At 66.1% G+C, this 23292-nt stretch carries 10 protein-coding genes; 8 read left to right on the plus strand and 2 right to left on the minus strand.

Annotated elements, in window-relative coordinates; all coding sequences use genetic code 11:
* The first annotated feature begins 479 nt into the window (after positions 1–479).
* The 7 genes from CGZ66_RS00840 to CGZ66_RS00885 all read left to right on the plus strand — a co-directional run bounded on the left by CGZ66_RS00840 (position 480) and on the right by CGZ66_RS00885 (position 20714).
* A complete protein-coding gene (locus tag CGZ66_RS00840) occupies positions 480–794 on the plus strand; it encodes a hypothetical protein (RefSeq protein ID WP_143748632.1) in 315 nt (104 codons plus the stop codon).
* 94 nt (positions 795–888) lie between these two features.
* Positions 889–6468: a DUF4347 domain-containing protein gene (locus CGZ66_RS40250; protein ID WP_143748633.1), complete on the plus strand. Its 5580-nt coding sequence runs from the start codon at positions 889–891 to the stop codon at positions 6466–6468.
* 841 nt (positions 6469–7309) lie between these two features.
* Positions 7310–8086 (plus strand): DUF4347 domain-containing protein, encoded by a 777-nt coding sequence (locus CGZ66_RS00855; RefSeq protein ID WP_095080545.1) that lies wholly within the window; start codon positions 7310–7312, stop codon positions 8084–8086.
* A 111-nt stretch (positions 8087–8197) separates the two neighbouring features.
* Positions 8198–14971 carry a DUF4347 domain-containing protein gene (locus CGZ66_RS41300; RefSeq protein WP_206073644.1) on the plus strand — a complete coding sequence of 2258 codons (6774 nt, stop codon included), beginning with the start codon at positions 8198–8200 and terminating at the stop codon, positions 14969–14971.
* A 215-nt stretch (positions 14972–15186) separates the two neighbouring features.
* Positions 15187–17493 (plus strand): peptidase domain-containing ABC transporter, encoded by a 2307-nt coding sequence (locus CGZ66_RS00875; protein WP_095080547.1) that lies wholly within the window; start codon positions 15187–15189, stop codon positions 17491–17493.
* Between the two features lie 21 nt (positions 17494–17514).
* Positions 17515–18927, plus strand: coding sequence for an HlyD family type I secretion periplasmic adaptor subunit (locus tag CGZ66_RS00880; RefSeq protein ID WP_095080548.1), 1413 nt, complete (start codon positions 17515–17517; stop codon positions 18925–18927).
* A 47-nt stretch (positions 18928–18974) separates the two neighbouring features.
* Entirely contained in the window at positions 18975–20714 is a 1740-nt protein-coding gene (locus CGZ66_RS00885; protein WP_095080549.1) for a tetratricopeptide repeat protein, read from the plus strand.
* A gap of 41 nt (positions 20715–20755) precedes the next feature.
* Here CGZ66_RS00885 and CGZ66_RS00890 read toward each other — a convergent pair whose 3' ends face one another.
* Positions 20756–21862 carry a LysR family transcriptional regulator gene (locus tag CGZ66_RS00890; RefSeq protein ID WP_095080551.1) on the minus strand — a complete coding sequence of 369 codons (1107 nt, stop codon included), beginning with the start codon at positions 21860–21862 and terminating at the stop codon, positions 20756–20758.
* On the opposite strand from CGZ66_RS00890, the gene CGZ66_RS38935 reads away from it, so the two are divergent.
* Positions 21861–22016, plus strand: a complete 156-nt coding sequence (locus tag CGZ66_RS38935; RefSeq protein ID WP_143748634.1) for a YjiS-like domain-containing protein — start codon at positions 21861–21863, stop codon at positions 22014–22016. The two genes, CGZ66_RS00890 and CGZ66_RS38935, sit on opposite strands and share 2 nt — an antisense overlap.
* Positions 22017–22109: 93 nt before the next feature.
* On the opposite strand, the gene CGZ66_RS00900 is transcribed toward CGZ66_RS38935, so the two are convergent.
* Positions 22110–23138, minus strand: coding sequence for an aldo/keto reductase (locus CGZ66_RS00900; protein WP_095080552.1), 1029 nt, complete (start codon positions 23136–23138; stop codon positions 22110–22112).
* Between the last annotated feature and the right edge of the window lie 154 nt (positions 23139–23292).

The raw sequence follows: 23292 nt of genomic DNA on the forward strand, positions 1-23292 counted from the left end.
CGTGACGCCTTGAACTCAAGGCCAGCGTTTTCCCAACCCGATGTTCCCTCGCTAGCAGTCGGTTCCCTCGCAAGTCGTCGTCGAGAAATCGAGACACGCGTAACGGGAGTTGGCTGTGGTAGGTGTGATACCGCGTATGAAACGATGCGGCCGCGACGCGGGCGCCCGCTTCGATCACCCCCTCAATCATCCGCAGCCGGCCGCCGGCAGGGAACGCCCACGTGCCTGCGGGCCTCTCAATCACCTCAGCGAAGACAAGTGGCGCGCCGTTCGATCGAGCGTGACGAAGAGGCCGTCAAGCCTTGCCCGCCCGCCTCGTAGACCTGCCCGTCATACGCGGATGCGCGCGGGGCCGATAGCAGCCGCGAACGGCTTCGGCGAGCGCGTGCGCTCGGAGGCAATTGAAACCAGCGATTGAACCTAAGGGTACGAACAAGAGAAGCAGGTGGCCCAGCCGCCGCCGACCGAGGAGAACAACGATGAGCTACATAGCAGGGTTTGCGGTCATGGAAGTCGCCGTTAGAGGCGTCTTACCTATCGGCGATACGACCGAAAACGTGCCTTATTTTATTCTGGACACGGCCAAGAACGCCATCGTCGGTCAGGTCGTTCTTCCCAAAGCCGTCAAGCGAAGCCTCGCCGTCGCTCTCACTGTCAAGGTTCCAGCCGCAGCCGGCTCATTTGCGATTGGCACGTTTGAAGATGGCGGGAATTTCCAGGCCTGCAGCTTCCTCCGCGTAGAGAGCCCTGCTGTCAAACATCCCGACGGCGCCGTCGGCCCGTCCGGAAGATGACGGCGCCCGTGCTCCTTCTCCCCACGACCGCTCGCCGGCCAAGCCGGTGGGCGGTTTCCCCTTGAATCGAATTCGAAGCCAACAGGAGCCAGTCATGGCCCGTGCCTCTGAAATTCTCTTCGTGGATCCTTCAGTCTCCGACCTCGAGACGGTTCTCGGCAATTTGCGACCGCAGGTCCAGGCTGTCGTGCTCGATGGCCGCCGGCCGGCCGCACAACAGATCGCTGCCGCGCTCGCAGGGCACGAAAGCCTCGATGCGATCCATATCATGGCACATGGCGCGCCTGGCCGGGTTGGCTTCACGTCCGGAGAGTGGTCGACCGGGACGTTGAAGGAAGCGGCTGACGATTTTGGCGCGATCGGCAGGGCGCTTGCCGCGGACGGCGAGCTGCGGCTGTGGAGCTGCGAGACGGCGTCAGGGGATGCGGGCGAGACCTTCGTGGCGGCGCTGGAAGAGGCCGTCGGCGCGGACGTCCGTGCATCGAGATCGCTGATTGGTGCAGCCGCCTTGGGCGGCTCCTGGGAACTGTCCGCACGTGCAAGCGCGCCCGTGCCGCCACTGACCCCAGATGGAATGGCAAATTACGCCGGCGTGCTTGCGGTTGATCTGACGATCACTGGCAACTTGACCATCCAGAACGGCTCCTCAACTATTAACACCTACTACTTAATCGATACAACATTAAGTCCTCATGTTTTGGTTGGCAGCTTTCCGCTTCCACAATCGGGTCACAACGTTGCCAGCGAATTTGCTATAACGATAACAATACCGGATCCAACTCATACCTATCAAATTTATGACAGCGGCTTCAATTTGTTCGGCACACTTACGCCTGGCGTCGGCAATTCTTACGTTTTAACGGACGGCCCTGTCTTTGGTCCTGCCAACGGCAACGGGGGCAATCAATTCGATACGGGTACTTTCAGCACCAGTACAGTTGGCGCGACGGGCCCGGCAGGCCCGACCGGCGCTACGGGAGCGACCGGCGCGGGTGCGACCGGGGCCACGGGTGCAACTGGAGCGACGGGCGCGACAGGAGCTACTGGCACAGGTGTGACCGGAGCCACAGGTGCGACCGGCGCGAGCGGCCCGACCGGTGCGACTGGCGCGAGCGGCCCGACCGGTGCGACTGGCGCAAGCGGCCCGACCGGTGCGACTGGCGCGAGCGGCCCGACCGGTGCGACTGGCGCGAGCGGCCCGACCGGTGCGACTGGCGCGAGCGGCCCGACCGGTGCGACTGGCGCAAGCGGCCCGACGGGTGCGACGGGCGCGAGCGGCCCGACGGGTGCGACTGGCGCGAGCGGCCCGACGGGTGCGACTGGCGCAGGCGGACCCACAGGTGATACCGGCGCCACGGGTGCAACGGGTTCGACTGGCGCAGGCGGCTCGACCGGAGCCACGGGCGCGAGCGGCTCGACGGGAGCGACTGGCGCGAGCGGCTCGACGGGAGCGACTGGCGCAGGCGGAGCCACAGGTGATACCGGCGCCGCAGGTTCCACTGGCGCCACGGGTTCTACAGGCGCGACGGGCGATACCGGAGCGACTGGCTCGACCGGCGCCGCCGGTTCGACCGGAGCGACTGGTTCGACAGGTGCGACTGGCGCGACGGGCGACACCGGAGCCGCGGGCTCTACTGGCGCAACCGGAGCCACAGGTGCGACCGGCGCCACGGGTGATACCGGAGCGACTGGCTCGACCGGCGCCTCCGGTTCGACAGGTGCGACTGGCGGCACAGGTGCAACAGGAACCACGGGTGCAACGGGCTCTACCGGAGCGACCGGCTCGACTGGTGCCACCGGTGATACCGGAGCCGCGGGCTCCACCGGCGCAACCGGAGCCACAGGTGCGACCGGCGCCACGGGTGATACCGGAGCGACTGGCTCGACCGGCGCCTCCGGTTCGACAGGTGCGACTGGCGGCACTGGTGCAACAGGAACCACGGGTGCAACCGGCTCTACCGGAGCGACTGGCTCAACTGGTGCCACGGGTGATACTGGAGCGACTGGCTCGACCGGCGCCTCCGGTTCGACCGGAGCGACTGGTTCGACAGGTGCGACTGGCGACACTGGTGCAACAGGAACCACGGGTGCAACGGGCTCGACCGGAGCGACTGGCTCGACCGGCGCAACCGGCGACACCGGAGCGACTGGCTCGACCGGAGCAACTGGCTCGACAGGTGCGACTGGTTCGACTGGTTCGACTGGCGCAACTGGCTCGACTGGCTCGACTGGTTCGACTGGAGCAACCGGCTCGACCGGAGCCACCGGCTCGACTGGTGCGACTGGCTCGACTGGTTCGACCGGAGCAACCGGCTCGACCGGAGCCACCGGTTCGACCGGAGCGACAGGCTCAACCGGCTCGACTGGCGCAACCGGCTCGACCGGAGCCACCGGCTCGACTGGTGCGACGGGTTCGACTGGTTCGACTGGCGACACCGGTTCGACCGGAGCGACAGGCTCGACTGGTGCGACAGGCTCAACCGGCTCGACTGGAGCAACCGGCTCGACCGGAGCCACCGGCTCGACTGGTGCGACTGGCTCGACTGGTTCGACCGGAGCAACCGGCTCGACCGGAGCCACCGGTTCGACCGGAGCGACAGGCTCTACCGGCTCGACTGGCGCAACCGGCTCGACCGGAGCCACCGGCTCGACAGGTGCGACGGGTTCGACTGGTTCGACCGGCGCAACCGGCTCGACCGGAGCCACCGGCTCGACTGGTGCGACGGGTTCGACTGGTTCGACCGGCGCAACCGGCTCGACCGGAGCCACCGGCTCGACTGGTGCGACGGGTTCGACTGGTTCGACTGGAGCGACTGGTTCGACTGGAGCAACCGGCTCGACCGGAGCCACCGGCTCGACGGGTGCGACTGGCTCGACTGGTTCGACCGGCGCAACTGGCTCGACAGGTGCGACTGGCGACACTGGTGCAACGGGTTCGACTGGCTCGACTGGCGCCACCGGTTCGACGGGAGCGACAGGCTCAACCGGCTCGACAGGAGCAACCGGCTCGACTGGAGCCACCGGCTCGACTGGAGCGACGGGCTCGACGGGCTCGACTGGAGCAACCGGCTCGACTGGTGCGACTGGCGACACTGGTGCAACGGGTTCGACTGGCTCGACTGGCGCCACCGGTTCGACCGGAGCGACAGGCTCGACCGGTTCGACTGGAGCAACCGGCTCGACCGGAGCCACCGGCTCGACTGGTGCGACTGGCTCGACTGGTTCGACCGGCGCAACTGGCTCGACGGGTGCGACTGGTTCGACCGGCGCAACTGGCTCGACAGGTGCAACTGGTGATACCGGCTCGACCGGAGCCACCGGCTCGACCGGAGCGACGGGCTCGACCGGCTCGACTGGAGCAACCGGCTCGACTGGAGCCACCGGCTCGACCGGAGCGACAGGCTCGACCGGCTCGACCGGAGCGACAGGTTCGACGGGTGCCACCGGCTCGACCGGAGCAACTGGCTCGACCGGTGCAACTGGTGATACCGGCTCGACTGGAGCCACCGGCTCGACCGGAGCGACAGGCTCGACCGGCTCGACCGGAGCGACAGGTTCGACGGGTGCCACCGGCTCGACCGGAGCAACTGGCTCGACCGGTGCAACTGGTGATACCGGCTCGACCGGAGCGACGGGTTCGACCGGCTCGACTGGAGCAACAGGCTCGACCGGAGCCACTGGCTCGACTGGTGCGACCGGCTCGACCGGAGCAACTGGCTCGACCGGTGCAACTGGTGATACCGGCTCGACCGGAGCGACGGGTTCGACCGGCTCGACTGGAGCAACAGGCTCGACCGGAGCCACTGGCTCGACTGGTGCGACCGGCTCGACTGGTTCGACCGGAGCGACAGGCTCGACAGGTGCAACTGGTGATACCGGCTCGACCGGAGCGACGGGCTCGACTGGTGCGACGGGTTCGACCGGCTCGACTGGAGCCACCGGCTCGACCGGCTCGACCGGAGCGACAGGTTCGACGGGTGCCACCGGCTCGACCGGAGCAACTGGCTCGACCGGTGCAACTGGTGATACCGGCTCGACCGGAGCAACTGGCTCGACCGGTGCAACTGGTGATACCGGCTCGACCGGAGCGACGGGCTCGACTGGAGCGACGGGTTCGACCGGCTCGACTGGAGCAACCGGCTCGACTGGAGCGACGGGCGATACCGGAGCGACTGGCTCGACCGGAGCAACTGGAGCCACGGGTGCGACCGGCGATACCGGAGCGACCGGTTCGACTGGCGCCACCGGCGACACCGGAGCGACAGGGGCAACTGGAGCCACGGGTGCGACCGGCGATACCGGAGCGACGGGTTCGACCGGCGCCACCGGCGCCACCGGAGCGACTGGAGCAACCGGAGCCACGGGTGCGACCGGCGATACCGGAGCGACGGGTTCTACCGGAGCCACCGGCGACACCGGAGCGACTGGAGCAACCGGAGCCACGGGTGCGACCGGCGATACCGGAGCGACGGGTTCGACCGGCGCCACCGGCGACACCGGAGCGACTGGAGCAACCGGAGCCACGGGTGCGACCGGCGATACCGGAGCGACGGGTTCTACCGGAGCCACCGGCGACACCGGAGCGACTGGAGCAACCGGAGCCACGGGTGCGACCGGCGATACTGGTGCGACCGGCTCGACCGGCGCCACCGGAGCGACCGGAGCAACTGGAGCCACGGGTGCGACCGGCGATACCGGAGCGACCGGCTCGACCGGCGCCACCGGTGATACCGGAGCAACCGGAGCCACGGGTGCGACCGGCGATACCGGAGCGACCGGCTCGACCGGCGCCACCGGTGATACCGGAGCGACCGGAGCAACCGGAGCCACGGGTGCGACCGGCGATACTGGTGCGACTGGTTCTACCGGAGCCACCGGCGACACCGGGGCGACTGGAGCCACTGGAGCCACGGGTGCGACCGGCGATACCGGAGCGACGGGTTCGACCGGCGCCACGGGTGATACCGGAGCGACTGGAGCAACTGGAGCCACGGGTGCGACCGGCGATACCGGAGCGACGGGTTCGACCGGCGCCACCGGCGACACCGGAGCGACTGGAGCCACAGGTGCGACCGGTGATACCGGAGCGACCGGTTCGACCGGAGCGACTGGCGACACAGGTGCAACGGGCTCTACCGGAGCCACCGGCTCGACAGGAGCCACCGGTTCGACCGGTGCTACTGGCTCGACAGGTGCGACTGGTACGGCTGGTGCGACAGGTGCGACCGGAGCCACTGGCTCGGGCGGTGGAACAGGTGATCATGACCACGACCATGGCAATAACGGCTTTGGCAATGGAGATCAGGATGCACCTGGTGGTTCCGGGAACCATAACAATGGCGAAAACGGCCCTGGTCACAAAGCCAACGTCACCTCCACCTCGCTCGGCCTCAAGGACACTGCAAAATTCCTGCAGTCGGGCTCGACACATGGCAACAGTGATCACGACAGCCATGCGTCGTTCCGCAACCTGATCGGCCTGGCGTCTACATCGGTGTCGACAGATCTGCTCAATGTCCTCAAGACGATGAGCGGATTTGGCCAGAACCACAACAAGCCGTCGGGGGCGAGCTCGGATCTCACCTCGGACCAGACCAAGCATGGCGCCGGCTACGCCAGCGACGATCATTCCATCAAGACGACCCTGAAGGATCTCTTGAAGCCGCATGAGTAAGTAAGGAATGTTAAATGGACCACGTCCGGAGACTGGTCCAGGTTTGAAAAAGGGGCGCGCGGACTTCGCTGGAAGTTCGCGCGTTTCCACTTCTTGTCGGTGCGGCATCGTCTTGCGGAAAGCCCTCCGCCGGCCATCTCTGGCTTCCAGCGAGGGCAGCGGATCGGCCTGGCGAGGCGATTATTTTAGTAAGTCGGCGCAAACGGAAATGAAGCCGCCAAGCCTGCGATTTTCAAAAAGAATCTGCGCGGCTTCGGCTCTTCGATACTGGCCAAGTTTGGCCATCTTGTTCCTGGCCATTCACCAAATCTCCACTTTATAGTTTACAAATCCCTAATTTTCGATTTTACTAATGTGTGACACGGGGTGTGTCCGTAGGTCGCGCGGTAGGGTTGCCGACGTCCTGCGAAGTTTTGGGGAAGGATCTGGGGGTCGTTAAGCCACATCGCGGGCGATGATGGAGGCGCGTTCTTTGAGCGCGCCTTGAAAGCCGCGTCAACGTTGCCCGCCCACGGAGGCGGACAGGTTTCCCGTTCCAGAGTTCCCTCGCGTTTGGACGCCGATCCGTCGGCGTGACCAGTGGCGGGAGTGTGTCGTGGGTGGGGTGAGATTGCGTGCGAGTTGGGTCCGGCGCGGAGCGATTTCCGGCGTCGATAGGTCCGCAATCCGACAGCGGCGACGGACCGCCGCAGCCGGCGGCTGGCAGCTTGGCCGCCGCTGTTCCGCCCTCCATGAAAATCTCAGCACCGCGCGGCCTGCCCGCGCGCCCGACCCCGTCGTGCCGGGCGTCGCCGGCGGATGCTCTCAGCTTGAACCCAGTTGGAACCAACGGGATCTCGCCATGGCCAGCGCCACCGAACTCGTTTTCGTCGATCCCTCGGTATCCGATCTAGGCAAGATCCTCGGCAATTTGAGGCCAAGGGTCGAGGCGATCGTGCTTGATGCCAAATCCCCGGCCGCGCGCCAGATGGCACGGGCGCTCGAAGCTCGTGACCGCCTCGACGCCGTGCACGTGATCGCGCACGGCGCGCCCGGGCGGGTGTGCTTCGCGGCCGGCGATTGGTCGGCGCGCACGCTGCAGCACGATGAGGCCGATCTCGCCACGATCGGCCAGGCATTGGGTGGCTCCGGCGAGCTGCTTCTGTGGAGCTGTGACGCGGGCGCCGGCGCTGCCGGAACCGATTTTGTCGATGCGCTGGCGCGCGCGGCGGGGGCGCCGGTTGCGGCCGCCACCGACCTGGTTGGGTCGCCGACGCTCGGCGGACGATGGAAACTGACAAGGAACACCGCGGCGCGGGCGCCGCTGACGGAGGAGGGTATCATGGGCTACGCAGCAGTGCTTGCCGCGATCGAGATCACGATCTCCGGCTTGATCCCAACCGGCATGACGGGCGGCTCGACGACCTACTTCGTGGTCGACAGGGACCACGGCACGATCGTTGGCAACCTCAATCTGCCGAACATAGCCAACAACGCCTTCCGGATCGCCGTCAGGGTGCCGGGCGGAGCGACGAGCCTCGACGTCGGCGTCTTCGACGAAAGCGGCAAGTTCACCTCGGCTGGCTTCACCGTGGATGTGCCCGCGCGTCCATCCGGCGCCGTCGGGCCGAAGGGGTGAGCCATGCTGAAGGACCTCACATCAGATCCCTTCCATAGCCCGGCCGCCACGCCGGGCCTTTGCGCATCGACACGGCAGGTTTCGCCCGCAGACCCTCAGGGCGGGCATGCCATGACCTTCGAGCCCGAAGTCCTGTTTATCGACCCTGCCGTCACCGACATACCCGCCATCCTTGCCGGGCTGCGGGCCGGCGTGCAGCCAGTGCTCCTCGACGCCGCGCGGCCGGCGGCCGCACAGATGGCGACGACGCTGGCCGGTCGCCAAGGCCTTGCGGCAGTGCACATCATCGCCCACGGTGCGCCTGGGCGCGTCGCCTTCGCGGCCGGCGAATGGTCGCGCGAAACGCTGGCGCGCGACGCCGGCGACCTGGCCGCGATCGGCCGGGCCCTGGCCGAGGACGGCGATCTGCGGCTGTGGAGCTGCGAGACGGGTCGCGGCGCGGCGGGGCACGCGTTTGTCGAACAGTTGGAAGAGGCAGCTGGCGCTTTTGTAGCGGCGGCGGCCGGGCGCGTCGGCGCGTCGGCGCTGGGCGGCGCCTGGGAGATCGTGCGGAGCAAGAATGAGCTTGTACTGCTCCCCCCGATTTCGAGTGCGGCTATTGCCGCATACACGGGGGTGTTGTCATCAGAACTCACCATCGGAGGGACAATCTCCAATGGTTCTACGCAGAGTACTAATATTTTTTATGTAGTAGATACGACAAGCAATTTAATAGTTGCCAGCTTTACTTTGCCAAATAGGACTAATTCAGGATTCAATGGTTTTTCTGTCACTTTTACCGTTCCAAACGCCACCGACACGTATGCGATTTACACGTCTGGAACGACAATTTCCGGCAGCTCGTTTGCTTTTGTTGTAACGTTGACTGGAGCGATTAGCGCCACAAGCAACGGCGACACTTTCAGCTCCTTCTCCTTCGCCAGTAACACCGGTCCTACCGGCCCCACCGGCCCTACCGGCGCGGGTGCGACTGGCGCTACAGGTTCAACTGGCGCTACGGGTGCAACCGGCGCCACGGGTTCGACCGGCGCGAGCGGCGCGACTGGCTCGACAGGTGCGACCGGCTCGACAGGTGCGACCGGCGCGACTGGTACGACTGGCGCTACGGGATCGACTGGCGCCACAGGTTCAACTGGTGCGACCGGCGGCACTGGTGCGACTGGCTCGACCGGTTCGACCGGCGCCACAGGTTCGACTGGCGCCACCGGAGCCACAGGTGCGACCGGCAATACGGGCGCCACTGGTTCCACAGGTGCGACTGGTGATACGGGCGCCACAGGTTCGACCGGAGCAACCGGAGCCACAGGTGCGACCGGCGATACCGGTGCAACTGGAGCCACAGGTGCGACTGGCGATACCGGTGCCACGGGTGCTACTGGCGCAACTGGCGCAACTGGCGATACCGGCTCGACTGGGGCAACTGGAGCCACAGGTGCGACTGGCGATACCGGTGCCACGGGTGCTACAGGTGCGACTGGCGATACGGGCGCAACGGGTTCGACAGGCGCCGCTGGCAATACTGGCGATACCGGAGCCACAGGTTCGACCGGAGCAACCGGAGCCATAGGTGCGACTGGCGATACGGGTTCGACAGGCGCCGCTGGCAATACTGGCGATACCGGAGCCACAGGTTCGACTGGAGCAACCGGAGCCACAGGTGCGACCGGCGATACGGGCGCCACGGGTTCTACTGGCGCGACCGGCAACACGGGAGCCACAGGTTCGACCGGCGATACGGGAGCTACGGGTTCGACTGGAGCAACCGGAGCCACAGGTGCGACCGGCGATACGGGCGCCGCCGGCTCGACTGGGGCAACTGGCGATACGGGAGCCACAGGTTCGACTGGAGCAACCGGAGCCACAGGTGCGACCGGCGATACAGGCGCCACGGGTTCGACTGGCGCAACCGGCGATACCGGAGCCACAGGTTCGACTGGGGCAACTGGAGCCACAGGTGCGACTGGTGATACGGGCGCCACGGGTTCGACTGGCGCAACCGGCGATACCGGAGCCACGGGTTCAACCGGCGCCACTGGCGATACGGGTTCGACTGGGGCAACTGGAGCCACAGGTGTGACCGGCGATACCGGCACCACGGGTTCGACCGGCGCAACCGGCGATACGGGAGCTACTGGCTCGACTGGAGCAACCGGAGCCACAGGTGCGACCGGCGATACCGGCACCACGGGTTCGACCGGCGCCACTGGTGATACTGGCGCTACGGGTGCAACCGGCGCGACCGGCGATACGGGCGCCACCGGTTCCACTGGCGCAACCGGCGATACCGGAGCTACGGGTTCGACCGGCGCGACCGGAGCTACAGGTGCGACCGGCGCCACGGGTTCCACCGGCGCCACCGGCGATACGGGCGCAACAGGTTCGACGGGAGCCACAGGCGATACTGGCTCTACCGGTTCGACTGGGGCAACTGGAGCCACAGGTGCGACCGGCGATACCGGCGCTACTGGCTCTACCGGTTCCACAGGTTCGACTGGGGCAACAGGCGCCACTGGCGCGACCGGCGATACGGGCGCCACCGGCTCGACTGGGGCAACTGGCGATACGGGAGCCACAGGTTCGACTGGAGCAACCGGAGCCACAGGTGCGACCGGCGATACCGGCGCCACGGGTTCAACCGGCGCCACAGGCGATACGGGAGCTACGGGTTCGACTGGAGCAACCGGAGCCACAGGTGCGACGGGCGATACCGGAGCCACGGGCTCTACCGGTGCCACAGGCGATACGGGCGCCACAGGTTCGACGGGAGCCACAGGCGATACTGGCTCTACCGGTTCGACTGGGGCAACTGGAGCCACGGGTGCAACCGGCGATACCGGAGCTACGGGTTCGACCGGCGCAACCGGTGCGACCGGCGATACCGGCGCCACGGGTTCCACAGGCGATACCGGCGCGACTGGCGATACCGGAGCTACTGGCTCGACCGGTGCAACCGGAGCCACAGGTGCTACGGGTTCCACCGGCGCGACTGGTGATACCGGCGCGACGGGCTCTACGGGTTCAACCGGAGCGACGGGCGATACCGGATCGACGGGCTCTACCGGTGCCACTGGTTCGACCGGGGCAACCGGAGCCACAGGTGCGACCGGCGATACGGGTTCCACTGGCGATACCGGCTCGACCGGAGCGACGGGCTCGACTGGTTCGACCGGCGCAACTGGCTCGACGGGTGCGACTGGCTCGACAGGTGCAACTGGCGACACTGGTGCAACGGGTTCGACCGGCTCGACCGGAGCTACCGGCTCGACTGGTGCGACTGGCTCGACTGGTTCGACCGGAGCGACAGGCTCGACGGGAGCCACCGGCTCGACGGGTGCGACTGGCTCGACTGGTGCGACTGGCGATACCGGCTCGACCGGAGCGACAGGCTCGACCGGAGCAACTGGCTCGACAGGTGCGACTGGCGATACCGGTGCAACTGGCTCGACGGGAGCAACTGGCTCGACAGGCGCCACTGGCGATACGGGTGCGACTGGCGACACTGGTGCAACGGGTTCGACCGGTGCGACCGGCGATACCGGAGCTACTGGCTCGACCGGTGCAACCGGAGCCACAGGTGCTACGGGTTCCACCGGCGCGACTGGTGATACCGGCGCGACGGGCTCTACGGGTTCAACCGGAGCAACCGGCGATACCGGCGCGACGGGCTCTACCGGTGCCACTGGTTCGACTGGGGCAACCGGATCCACAGGTGCGACCGGCGATACGGGTTCCACTGGCGATACCGGCTCGACCGGAGCGACGGGCTCGACCGGAGCGACGGGCTCGACTGGTTCGACCGGCGCAACTGGCTCGACAGGTGCGACTGGCGACACTGGTGCAACGGGTTCGACCGGCTCGACCGGAGCAACTGGCTCGACGGGTGCGACTGGCTCGACAGGTGCAACTGGCGATACCGGCTCGACCGGAGCCACCGGCTCGACTGGTGCGACGGGCTCGACCGGCTCGACTGGAGCAACCGGATCGACAGGTGCGACTGGCGACACTGGTGCGACGGGTTCGACCGGCTCGACCGGAGCGACGGGCTCGACTGGTTCGACCGGCGCAACTGGCTCGACAGGTGCGACTGGCGACACAGGCTCGACAGGTGCGACTGGCGACACTGGTGCAACGGGTTCGACCGGCTCGACCGGAGCAACTGGCTCGACGGGTGCAACAGGCTCGACAGGTGCAACTGGCTCGACTGGAGCCACGGGTTCGACCGGTGCAACCGGCGCTACGGGAGCAACGGGTGACACCGGAGCCACTGGAGCTACCGGCGCGACGGGAGATCCAGGCGCTACGGGTTCGACTGGTGCGACCGGCTCTACCGGCGCTGCAGGCTCGACCGGTGCAACTGGCTCTACAGGTGCCACGGGTTCAACCGGCTCAACCGGCTCGACTGGAGCAACGGGTCATACCGGCGCCACGGGTTCGACGGGCGCGACCGGCCATACCGGCGCGACGGGCTCGACTGGTGCGACTGGTCATACCGGCTCTACGGGAGCAACCGGCGCGACCGGCGATACGGGCGCAACTGGTTCGACCGGAGCCACAGGTTCAACGGGAGCCACAGGCTCTACGGGTGCCACAGGCTCTACGGGTGCCACAGGCTCGACGGGCGCAACCGGTGCCACAGGTTCGACTGGAGCAACCGGCGATACTGGAGCGACGGGCTCTACCGGTGCCACAGGTTCGACTGGGGCAACTGGAGCCACAGGTGCGACCGGCGATACCGGAGCGACGGGCTCTACCGGTGCCATAGGTTCGACTGGGGCAACTGGAGCCACAGGTGCGACCGGCGATACCGGAGCGACGGGCTCTACCGGTGCCACAGGTTCGACTGGGGCAACTGGGGCTACAGGTACGACCGGCGATACCGGTGCCACGGGTTCGACTGGGGCAACCGGAGCCACAGGTGCGACCGGCGATACGGGTTCCACCGGCGCAACTGGTGATACCGGAGCAACCGGCTCGACTGGAGCGACTGGCTCCACAGGCGCCACGGGTTCGACTGGTGCCACAGGTGCGACTGGCGATACCGGAGCGACGGGCTCGACTGGAGCAACTGGCTCTACCGGTGCCACGGGTTCGACTGGCGCAACAGGTTCGACCGGAGCAACTGGAGCCACAGGTGCTACGGGTTCGACCGGAGGAACCGGCTCGACTGGCGCCACTGGCTCGACCGGCGCAACTGGCTCTACAGGTGCTACGGGTTCGACTGGTGCGACCGGGCACACCGGTGCAACCGGCTCGACCGGCGCCACTGGTTCGACGGGTGCGACTGGTCATACCGGAGCAACCGGCTCGACCGGAGCAACGGGTTCGACTGGTGCGACCGGCCATACCGGCTCGACAGGCTCTACCGGTGCGACTGGCTCTACCGGGGCAACCGGAGCAACGGGTCATACTGGTTCGACTGGTGCGACTGGCCATACCGGCTCTACCGGAGCAACCGGCTCTACCGGAGCAACGGGTTCGACGGGCGCGACCGGCCATACCGGCTCGACTGGCTCTACCGGTGCGACTGGCTCTACCGGGGCAACCGGAGCAACGGGTCATACTGGTTCGACCGGCGCCACTGGTTCGACTGGTGCGACTGGCTCTACCGGGGCAACCGGAGCAACGGGTCATACTGGTTCGACCGGCGCCACTGGTTCGACTGGTGCGACTGGTCATACCGGCTCTACCGGTGCAACCGGCTCGACCGGAGCAGCGGGTTCGACGGGTGCGACCGGCCATACCGGTTCGACAGGCTCTACCGGTGCGACTGGCTCTACCGGGGCAACCGGAGCAACGGGTCATACTGGTTCGACCGGCGCCACTGGTTCGACGGGTGCGACTGGTCATACCGGCTCTACCGGTGCGACTGGCTCTACTGGGGCAACCGGAGCAACGGGTCATACCGGCTCGACCGGCGCCACTGGTTCGACGGGTGCGACCGGCCATACCGGCTCTACCGGTGCGACTGGCTCTACGGGGGCAACCGGAGCAACGGGTCATACTGGTTCGACCGGCGCCACTGGTTCGACGGGTGCGACTGGTCATACCGGCTCTACCGGTGCAACCGGCTCGACCGGAGCAACGGGTTCGACGGGTGCGACCGGCCATACCGGCTCGACAGGCTCTACCGGTGCGACTGGCTCTACTGGGGCAACCGGAGCAACGGGTCATACTGGTTCGACCGGCGCCACTGGTTCGACGGGTGCGACTGGTCATACCGGTTCGACCGGAGCAACCGGCTCGACCGGGGCAACCGGCGCGACTGGAGCAACGGGAGATCCAGGCGCCACGGGTTCGACGGGTGCGACCGGCCATACCGGGGCAACCGGCTCGACCGGAGCGGCGGGCTCGACCGGTTCCACAGGTGCGCCTGGTCCGACTGGTGCGACCGGTTGGGGCGGTGATCATGACAAGTACGACCAGCATGGTCACCATGGCCATCATGGCAACAACGGCAACGGCAACAACGGCAATGGCAACGGCCACGGCCACGACAACGACCACAAGAACAGCAGCAATTCAGGGAAGGGACACAACAAGCATGACCACGATGGCAAGCCGGGTAACGGTCACGCCGGCAAGGTCACGTTCGAGTCACTCGGGCTCAAGGACGCTGCGAAATTCCTACAGTCGGGCTCGACACATGGCAACAGTGATCACGGCAGCCATGCGTCGTTCCGCAACCTGATCGGCCTGGCGTCCACATCCGTGACGACAGACCTGCTCAATGTCCTCAAGACGATTAGCGGATTTGGCCAGAACCAGAACAAGCCGTCGGGGGCGAGCACGGATCTCAGCTCGGACCAGACAAAGCATGGCGCCGGCTTCGCCAGCAACGACCACACCGCCAACACCCTGAAGGACCTCTTGAAGCCGCACGAGTGAGCAAGAACCTTGAAGAGAGACGACCGACAGAAAAGCGTGCGCGCGGATCTCGCGGGAGAGCGGATTCGCGCGTTCATCATCTCAAGACAAGGAGTGGCATGAGAGTCGCGCGGCCGATCAGTTCGGAGTACAGTGGGGCATTGCGGGAAACCGGGGCTGAAACGCCTCGGCCCGGGCATTGTTGAACCTCGCCCTGCGTACCGGATGAGAAGTCCATGGTGAACGTCCCTGTGAATGCCGAAAACCAGCCGGTCCCGATCCGTGCCGGCACCGAAGCCGAAGTCGCGACGGGCAGGGCGGACGGCGAAAACGCGGCCAGGATTCCCGGCGGACCCGCCGAGTTCGACCGGATCCAGCCGCGCCTCAAGGCGATGCTGCGGGTCGCGCGCTATCATGGCGTCGAACTCGACCCCAACGAGTTCAGGGCGGCGGTCCCAAGCCCGGTCCCGAACGCGGCTGACCTCTCGCAATGGGCCCAGAACGGCGGCATGTGGTCGCGCGCGCTTCGCATCCGCTGGTCGCATCTCCTGCGCTTCGAGCACACGGGGCCGGTCGTCCTGCTGTTCAATGACGGTGGCGCGGGTCTGCTCACCGGGGCCAGCCCGGAGCGGAAGGTCGTCTTCCTCAAGAGCGCGGGCGCGCCCGACGATGACGAAGCCATCGCCATCGACGAATTGCGGCTGTCGCAGGTGTGGACGGGTGAGGCGGTGTTGTTGCGTCCGGCGCGATCCTACATCGCTGCCGATGCGCCTTTCACGCTGCGCTGGTTGATCGACCTGGTACGGTTAGAAGGCCGTTCCATGCGTGACATCGGTATCGCCTCGTTCACGCTCAGCATCCTTACCGTTCTGCCGCCGATCATCGTCATGACGCTGGTCAACAAGGTGCTGCAGTTCAACAGCGTTTCGACCCTAGTGCTGCTGTCGGCCATAATCGCCGTCCTGTTCGTTTACGAGACGCTCCTCGGCCACGCCCGAAGGCTGATCATCAACGTCGTCGGCGCCCGGCTGGACACCAAACTGAACTTGCATGTCTTCAGCCGGCTCCTGCGCCTGCCACTCGACTATTTCGAGCGTCATCCGGCCGGCCAGACGATGTACCACCTCGCGCAGATCTATCGCATCCGCGAGTTCCTGACCGGAAAACTCCTCAGCACGTTCCTCGATCTCATCACGCTCTGCGTGCTGATCCCGGTGATGTTCTACATCAACGCCACGCTCGGCTGGATCGTGCTTGCCTGCGCGGGCGTGATCATGCTGATCATCTTCGCCTTTCTCGCGCCACTGCGCCGCAGCTACCAGCAGGTGGTCGAAGCGGAGACCTGGAAGTCGGCGGCGCTCGGCGAAACCGTCGTCGGCATCAAGACGGTGAAGGCGCTCGGTCTGGAGCCGCAACGCAAGGCGCTTTGGGATGAGCGGGTGGCGGACGCGGGCAGGGCCCGCCTTGCCTTCGGGCAGCTTGCCAACTGGCCGCAGACGCTTGTCACGCCAATCGAGCGTGTCATGGTCCTCGGAACCATGTTGATCGGCGCTTATCTCGCGATGAGCGACACCTCTGGCTACATGATCGGCAGCCTGTTCGCATTCATGATGATCGCCCAACGCGTCGCGCAGCCTCTCGTTGGTCTTGCTCGACTGGTCGAGGACTTCGAGGAGGTAGGGGCGGCAATCGGCGAGGCAGGATCCGTCCTCAACCGACCCCTGGAAAGCAGTTCGAATTCGACCGGCCTAAGGCCGAAGCTCGTTGGCGAGATCAGTTTCCGTGACCTGACCTTCTCCTACCTCGGCACCAAGACGCCGGCGCTCGACCGGGTCAGCTTCGACATTCCGGCAGGGACGATGTTCGGCATCGTCGGGCGCAGCGGTTCGGGAAAATCGACGGTTGCGAGGCTGCTGCAGGGGATCAATCGCGATTACAGCGGTTTTCTCAAGCTGGATGGCGTCGACCTCAAGGAAATCAACCTGCGTCACCTTCGCCAGGGGCTCGGCGTGGTCCTCCAGGACAATTTCCTGTTCCGCGGGTCGATTCGCGACAACATCATCGCCGGGCGCCCCGGCCTGACCCTTTCGGATGCCATGCGAGCCGCCCATCTTGCCGGCGCCGAAGAGTTCATCGAACGCATGCCGAACGGCTATGACACCTATATCGAGGAAGGGTCGCCCAACCTGTCGGGCGGTCAAAAGCAGCGGCTGGCGATCGCGCGCGCGCTCATCCACAATCCGACCGTCCTGATCCTCGACGAGGCGACCAGCGCGCTTGACCCGGAGAGCGAGGCGGTGGTCAGCGCCAATCTCATGCGCATCGCCAGGGGCCGCACGATGATTATTGTCTCGCACCGGCTTGCCTCACTGACCGAGTGCGACCAGATCATGGTCATGGATCAAGGGAAGGTCCTCGATGTCGCGCCGCACGCGACCCTGCTCGAACGATGCGCGCTCTACCGCCAGCTTTGGTTGCAGCAGAACCGACATCTCGACAGCCGTCACGGTCGTTTGGCCGCCGTGCCGCCGCGACTTGTTTGAGCATCGGCTTCGGGGCGCCCCATGAGCAGCATCAGCATCACCCAATCCAGCCTTCCCGCCCGCCGGCGCCGGACAGAACCGAGCGATCCGACGATGCCCGCCATCCTGGAATTCCAGTGGCCGTCGACGGCTATCGCCAATGCGCCTGTTCCGCGAATGGCGCGCAGCATCGTCTACATCATCTTGAGCATGGTCATCGCCCTGATAACACTTGCAGGGATCATACCGGTCGATCAGGTCGTCACCACCAGAGGGCTCGTGGTCTCGCAATCGCCAAACATCGTGGTGCAGCCGCTCGAGACGGCCATCGTGCGCTCGATCGAGGTACGCGAAGGACAGCGCGTGCGAGCCGGTCAAACGCTTGCGCGCCTCGATGCGACCTTCGCCTCGGCTGACCTCACCGCGCTGGCGACACAGGTTTCGACGCTTGAGGCCGAAGTGGCGCGGTTGAAGGCGGAGGCCGACGGCAAGCCCTTCAACTATGACGGCCTGGACCCGAGCTGGACCTTGCAGGCGTCGATCTATGATCGCCGCAAAGCCGTCTACGACGCCAAGCTGGCGAGTTTCGACCGGCAGAGCGATGAACTCAGTTCCGTGATCTCGCGTTCCCAGTCCGATGCTGACGGCTACCGCCAACGGCTGGCCGTCGCGGCCTCGATCGAACAGATGCGCAAGCAACTGGAAGAAAGACAGGTGGGGAGCCGCCTCAACACGCTTATGGCCGAGGACAACTCGGCGGAAATGTCCCGGGCGCTCGGCAACGCCTTGCAGACATCGGAAGCCGCCAAGCGACAGCAGGCGACGGTGTCCGCCGACCGCGATGGCTACATCCAGAGCTGGCGCGCCGAAGTCTCGCAAGGCCTGTCTGAGGCGGGATCGCGCATGTCGGACGCCCGCGAGCTTCTCAACAAGGCAAAGCTGCGCAAACAGCTGGTCGAGCTGAAGAGCGAGGCGGATGCCATCGTCCAGTCGGTAGCCAAGGTCTCCGTCGGCTCGATCCTGCAGTCCGGCGACCGATTGATCACGCTGGTGCCGGACGACGCGGTGCTGGAAATCGAGACGAACATTGTCGGTCGCACCAGTGGGTTCGTCCACGTCGGCGATCCGGTGGCCATCAAGTTCGACACCTTTCCATATTCGCAATATGGCCTGGCTCATGGCACTGTGCGCGCGGTCAGCCCGGATTCCTTCTCGGCTCGCGAACAAGCGCGCGACCCGAACAGCTCGTTGGCCATGCTGCCATCGGACACTGACCTGTTCTATCGCACGCAGATTTCCATCGACCAGGTCGCCCTCCATGGCGTGCCCGCCAGTTTCACGATCAGCCCCGGCATGCCGGTGACCGCCGACGTCAAGGTCGGCCGCCGCACCGTGCTCAAGTACATTCTCGGCGCCATGCTCCCCGTAGGCCAGGAAGCGATGCGGGAGCCATAGGCTTGGGTGCCGTGCCGCGACAAACGGAGGTATGAGTTCTCGCATCGATGGCAATCCTTGACCGGCTGACTGCCCTTGCCCCGCCGGCGCTGGTGTTGCGCCGGGCGATAAAGCTTTCCGACAGCGGCAAGCCTTCAGAAGCCTTTCCGCTGATGGCAATTGCCGCGCGCGCCGGCATCACCGAGGCCGAATACCGGGTCGCTCGTTGCTATCTCGAAGGTTTGGGTGTGCCGCCGAGCCGGTCGGAAGGCGCGCGCTGGCTGCGGCGGGCGGCCGATCACGGCAGCCCCGATGCGCAGTCGCTTCTCGCCGCGCTTTACGTGGCTGGACTGGCGACACAGGAGCCCGACGGCAATCGCATCGGATCGGAAAGCCTGTTCGAGCGGGATTCCTCGCGGCAGCCGGAATTCGCGCCGGCGCTCGGTCTCGCGAAAAAAGCAGCCGAAGCCGGCTCCGCGACCGGGCAGGCAATCCTCGGCTATATCCTCAGCAGAGGCCCCGAAGCGATGCGCGACCTCGATGCGGCGCATGGCTGGTATGAGAAGTCCGCGGCCGCCGGCTGCCCCGAGGGATGCCTGGGCCTTGCTCTTTCGCTCGCCCGGCGCAGGCAACCTGGGCAGGCGGACAAGATTGCCGCCGAGGTTCGACGCGCTGCCGACGCGGGCCTGCCCACCGCAATCTACCTCCTTGGGGTGCTGACCGAGCATGGGCGTGGCGTGCCGGTCGATCGAGCGGCAGCGGCGCGACTGTATCAGCTCGCTGCCGAGAAAGGCCTTCCCTCGGCCCAGTTCCGGTTGGGATTGGGGCTCATCGATGGTGGCCTTGCGGGTCAGGATATCGCGGCCGGCGAGGCGTGGCTGCGGCGCGCCGCATTGGCGGGAAATATAGAGGCAGCCTTCCGTCTCGGCGATCGCTATGTGAAGAGTTCGCAGCCGGACTATGCGGAGGCCGCGACGTGGTATCGACGCGCGGCCGATGCAGGCCATCAGGCCGCCGCCCGCGCCTTGGCATCGCTCTATCTGTCGGGAAACGGTGTCGCCCAGGACGTCGAGGAGGGAGCGCGCTGGCTGCGCACGTCCGCAAATGCGGGAAATCAGGAAGCGCAGGTCGACTTTGCCAATCTGGTCCTCGAAGGGGCAGGCGAGCCTGACGACCGCGACCGCGCCAGTATTGCCGGATGGTTCGAGGCGACCGCCTCGTCGGGCGATCTGGTTGCAGCCTTCAACCTCGGGCTCTGCTTTGCCCAGGGCGTCGGCGTGCGAAAGGACGAGGAGCAGGCGGCGCTATGGGTGAGGCGCGCGGCCGAAGGCGTGGCCGAGGCGCAATATGCGTATGCGCGTATGCTACAGGATGGGCGCGGCGTGGCCGCCGACCAGAAACAAGCGCGCCTCTGGTTTGAGCGGGCGGCCAACGCCGGCATGGTCGACGCGCAGGTGGCGCTTGCCGAAATGCTCCTCAATGGGCGCGGCGGCGCATCCTTGCCCGTGGCTGCGGCGCAGTTGTTCAAGCGGGCAGCCGCCGCCGACCACGTCGGGGCGATGTTTGCGATCGGCGCCCTGTACGGGAGCGGCCAGGGTCTGTCACTCGACCCGGCGGCAGCGCAGAAATGGTTCACGGCCGCCGCCGAGCGGGGACATGGCCAGGCCCAACTCATGCTCGGGCGCTATCTTTCCAATGGCCTTGCCGGCGACCACGACCCGGCAGCCGGTCGCCTGTGGTTCGAGCGAGCGGCTGCACAAGGTGTTCAGGAAGCCGTCGACGAACTCGCCGAGTTCGCCTCGATTTGAGGCAGGTGTGGCGGTCGCTACAGGATTGCCACACGACGCGCTTACCGGATCGGCGTCTCGCCGCGAAACAATGGCTGGTGCGCCCGCATCAGGGTGGCGATCCGGTCGGCTACCTTTCGCACCGGCGGGGCGTGACGCTCCTCGTGATGGGTGACGATCCACTGGTCTGTTTCGAGTTCGGGGATAGGGTGGGCGACGCGAACCAGCCGCGGATCGCTGTCACCGACGAAGCACGGGAAGACCGAAAGGCCGGCGCCGGCGGCCACCAGTTCGCGCACCGAATGGGTGTTGTTGCCGCGCACCGCGATGCGGTCGCCATGATGGGCTTGCAGCCAGCGCGCCGAAGCAATGTTTGCCCCTTCGCCGGTGACGCCGACGAACAGCCCGGCGGCGATGCCGTTGATCAGGTGGCGTCCGGAATAGATGGCGTGGGCGACCTTGCCGCTTAGACGGCTGGCCAGCCACTGTTCGGTCGGGCGCTCGCTTCGGATGCCGATGTCGGCGGCACGGCGTCCGATATCGACCCTGTCGGTGGTGGTGACGAGTTCCACCCTGATGCCGTCATCGACCGTCCAGATCTCGCCGATATGGGCGGAAACGAAGGCCGAGGTCCATGGCCCGGCCGAGACGCGGACAATACGGTCGGGCAGGCTTCCCTCGCGCCAGCGGGTCAGCGACTGCATTGCCGCCTCGACCTCCTCGGCGCGCCGCAGCAGTTCTTCGCCGACCGGGGTCAGTTGGTAGCCGGTCTGCTGGCGCACGAACAGCGGTTCGCCGATCTGCTTTTCGAGCGCGGTGACGCGTCGTCCGAGGGTGGCCGCGCTGAGCCGCGTGGTTCTTGTCGCCGCGCTCAGGCCACCCAGCCGCGCAACGTCGAGAAACAACCTTAGATCGTCCCAGCCGATATCCATTTTGCAGAAATGAAAAACTCCTTGCGACCCTGGCTGTAGCGCGAAGCAGGCATCATACGCAAGTATGCAGGCCTTGGAGGCGTTGGATAATCGTGCCTGGCGGGACCGTGCCCAAGCACCTCGGCTGGCCAGCAAGCCAGTGCAATCCCTTCGATCGCGCATGCGCTTGGCACGGATGCTTTGCGCTTTCGACCAACCATGCGCACTGGCCATCCACGCGCCAGAGGAGACAATCATGTTGGATGAACTTCGACGCCGTTTCGCCCGCTGGCGGGCCTATCGCCAGACGCTTGCGCGCTTGAGGCATGTGTCGGACAGCACGCTGGCGGATGCCGGCATTTCCCGCCAGGAGATCCGCAAGCGCGCCCGCCAAGCCAGCCAGCGTCTTTGAGATCGTGGAGGCGGGCATTCGTCGAGACCGCCTGGTGCGGTTCCACCGTTTCAGGCAAGACGCAGAACCGCTCTATCGGCTACCGAGCGGCGCTCAAGGTACCGGTGCGCCGGCTTCGATCAGCCCGGCCTGCTTGAGATCGGCCCACAAAGCCGGCGGAATGTCCTCGCGCAGGTAGGCCAGATTCTGTTTCAACTCGTCGGCTGATCGCGCGCCCGGAATGACGCTTGATACGAGAGGATGGCCGAGCGGGAACTGAAGCGCGGCCGCCGGCAGCGACACCTTGTGACTGATGCAGATCGCCTCGATGCGGCGGACGCGCTCGAGCACCGGCTCAGGCGCCGGCCTGGTGTTGAAGGTTGCGCCCTTGACGGCGCCGGTGGCCAGGATGCCGGAATTGTAGGGCCCGCCAATGATGATCCTGGTGCCGCGTTGCTCGCACAGCGGCAGCAAGGTCGCCAGCGGCTCCTGCTCGAGCAAGGTGTAGCGGCCGGCGAGCAGGAAATAGTCGAACGCACCCGCCACGACGAAGTCGGACAGCATCTGCCATTGGTTGATGCCGACGCCGACCGCCTTGATGACGCCTTGCGAACGCAATTCGTCGAGCGCCGGATAGGCGCCGTCCATCGCTTCCCTGAAACGGCTTCTGGCATAGGGATCCTCGCCGGGGCCGAAATGAATGGCTTCGTCCGGATCATGGATCGAGACCATGTCGACATAGTCGGTGTCGAGGCGCTTCAGCGTTCCTTCGAGCGAGCGCATCACGGCGTCGCGCGAATAGTCGAACTCGGCGCGGAATGAACCGGGCTGGTCCCACAGCGCCGGCTGAAGCTCCTCGGGCGGGATCGGCACGAGGTCGTAGCCGATCTTCGACGAGATGACGATGTCCGCGCGGGGTAAGGATCGGACCGCCAGCCCAAGCCGGGTCTCGCTGACGCCAAAGCCATAGACGGGTGCTGTGTCGAAATAGCGGATGCCATTGTCATAGGCCGCGTGCACCGTCTGGACCGCGGCGTCGGTGTCGACGGCGCGGTACATATTGCCCAGCCCGGTGCCGCCGAGCCCGATCGTCGTCACCTTCAGGCCGTTCTTCGCGACAGCCCTGAATTCGATTTCAGCCATTTTCTCTTCCTGTGATCGCTGCTGTTCTTCGTGCCGGCCAAGCGGCTTCCCGCACCGCGCTCGGGCAGCGAAAAGCCCGTCGTGTATCCGGTGTCGAAAAAGCATTGACACAAAAGTTGTCATATAACAATGTAACCAGACGACAAATGTGGGC

It is taken from the genome of Mesorhizobium sophorae (assembly GCF_002270415.1).
Classification (GTDB): Bacteria; Pseudomonadota; Alphaproteobacteria; order Rhizobiales; family Rhizobiaceae; genus Mesorhizobium; species Mesorhizobium sophorae.

Bases quoted from the DNA above. Each gene is read 5' to 3' on its own strand.
- CGZ66_RS00840 (WP_143748632.1), top strand. From the start codon at position 480: ATGAGCTACATAGCAGGGTTTGCGGTCATGGAAGTCGCCGTTAGAGGC.
- CGZ66_RS41300 (WP_206073644.1), top strand. From the start codon at position 8,198: ATGACCTTCGAGCCCGAAGTCCTGTTTATCGACCCTGCCGTCACCGAC.
- CGZ66_RS00880 (WP_095080548.1), top strand. From the start codon at position 17,515: ATGAGCAGCATCAGCATCACCCAATCCAGCCTTCCCGCCCGCCGGCGC.
- CGZ66_RS00900 (WP_095080552.1), bottom strand. From the start codon at position 23,138: ATGGCTGAAATCGAATTCAGGGCTGTCGCGAAGAACGGCCTGAAGGTG.
- CGZ66_RS00885 (WP_095080549.1), top strand. From the start codon at position 18,975: ATGGCAATCCTTGACCGGCTGACTGCCCTTGCCCCGCCGGCGCTGGTG.
- CGZ66_RS00855 (WP_095080545.1), top strand. From the start codon at position 7,310: ATGGCCAGCGCCACCGAACTCGTTTTCGTCGATCCCTCGGTATCCGAT.
- CGZ66_RS00890 (WP_095080551.1), bottom strand. From the start codon at position 21,862: ATGATTGTCTCCTCTGGCGCGTGGATGGCCAGTGCGCATGGTTGGTCG.
- CGZ66_RS00875 (WP_095080547.1), top strand. From the start codon at position 15,187: ATGGTGAACGTCCCTGTGAATGCCGAAAACCAGCCGGTCCCGATCCGT.
- CGZ66_RS40250 (WP_143748633.1), top strand. From the start codon at position 889: ATGGCCCGTGCCTCTGAAATTCTCTTCGTGGATCCTTCAGTCTCCGAC.
- CGZ66_RS38935 (WP_143748634.1), top strand. From the start codon at position 21,861: ATGTTGGATGAACTTCGACGCCGTTTCGCCCGCTGGCGGGCCTATCGC.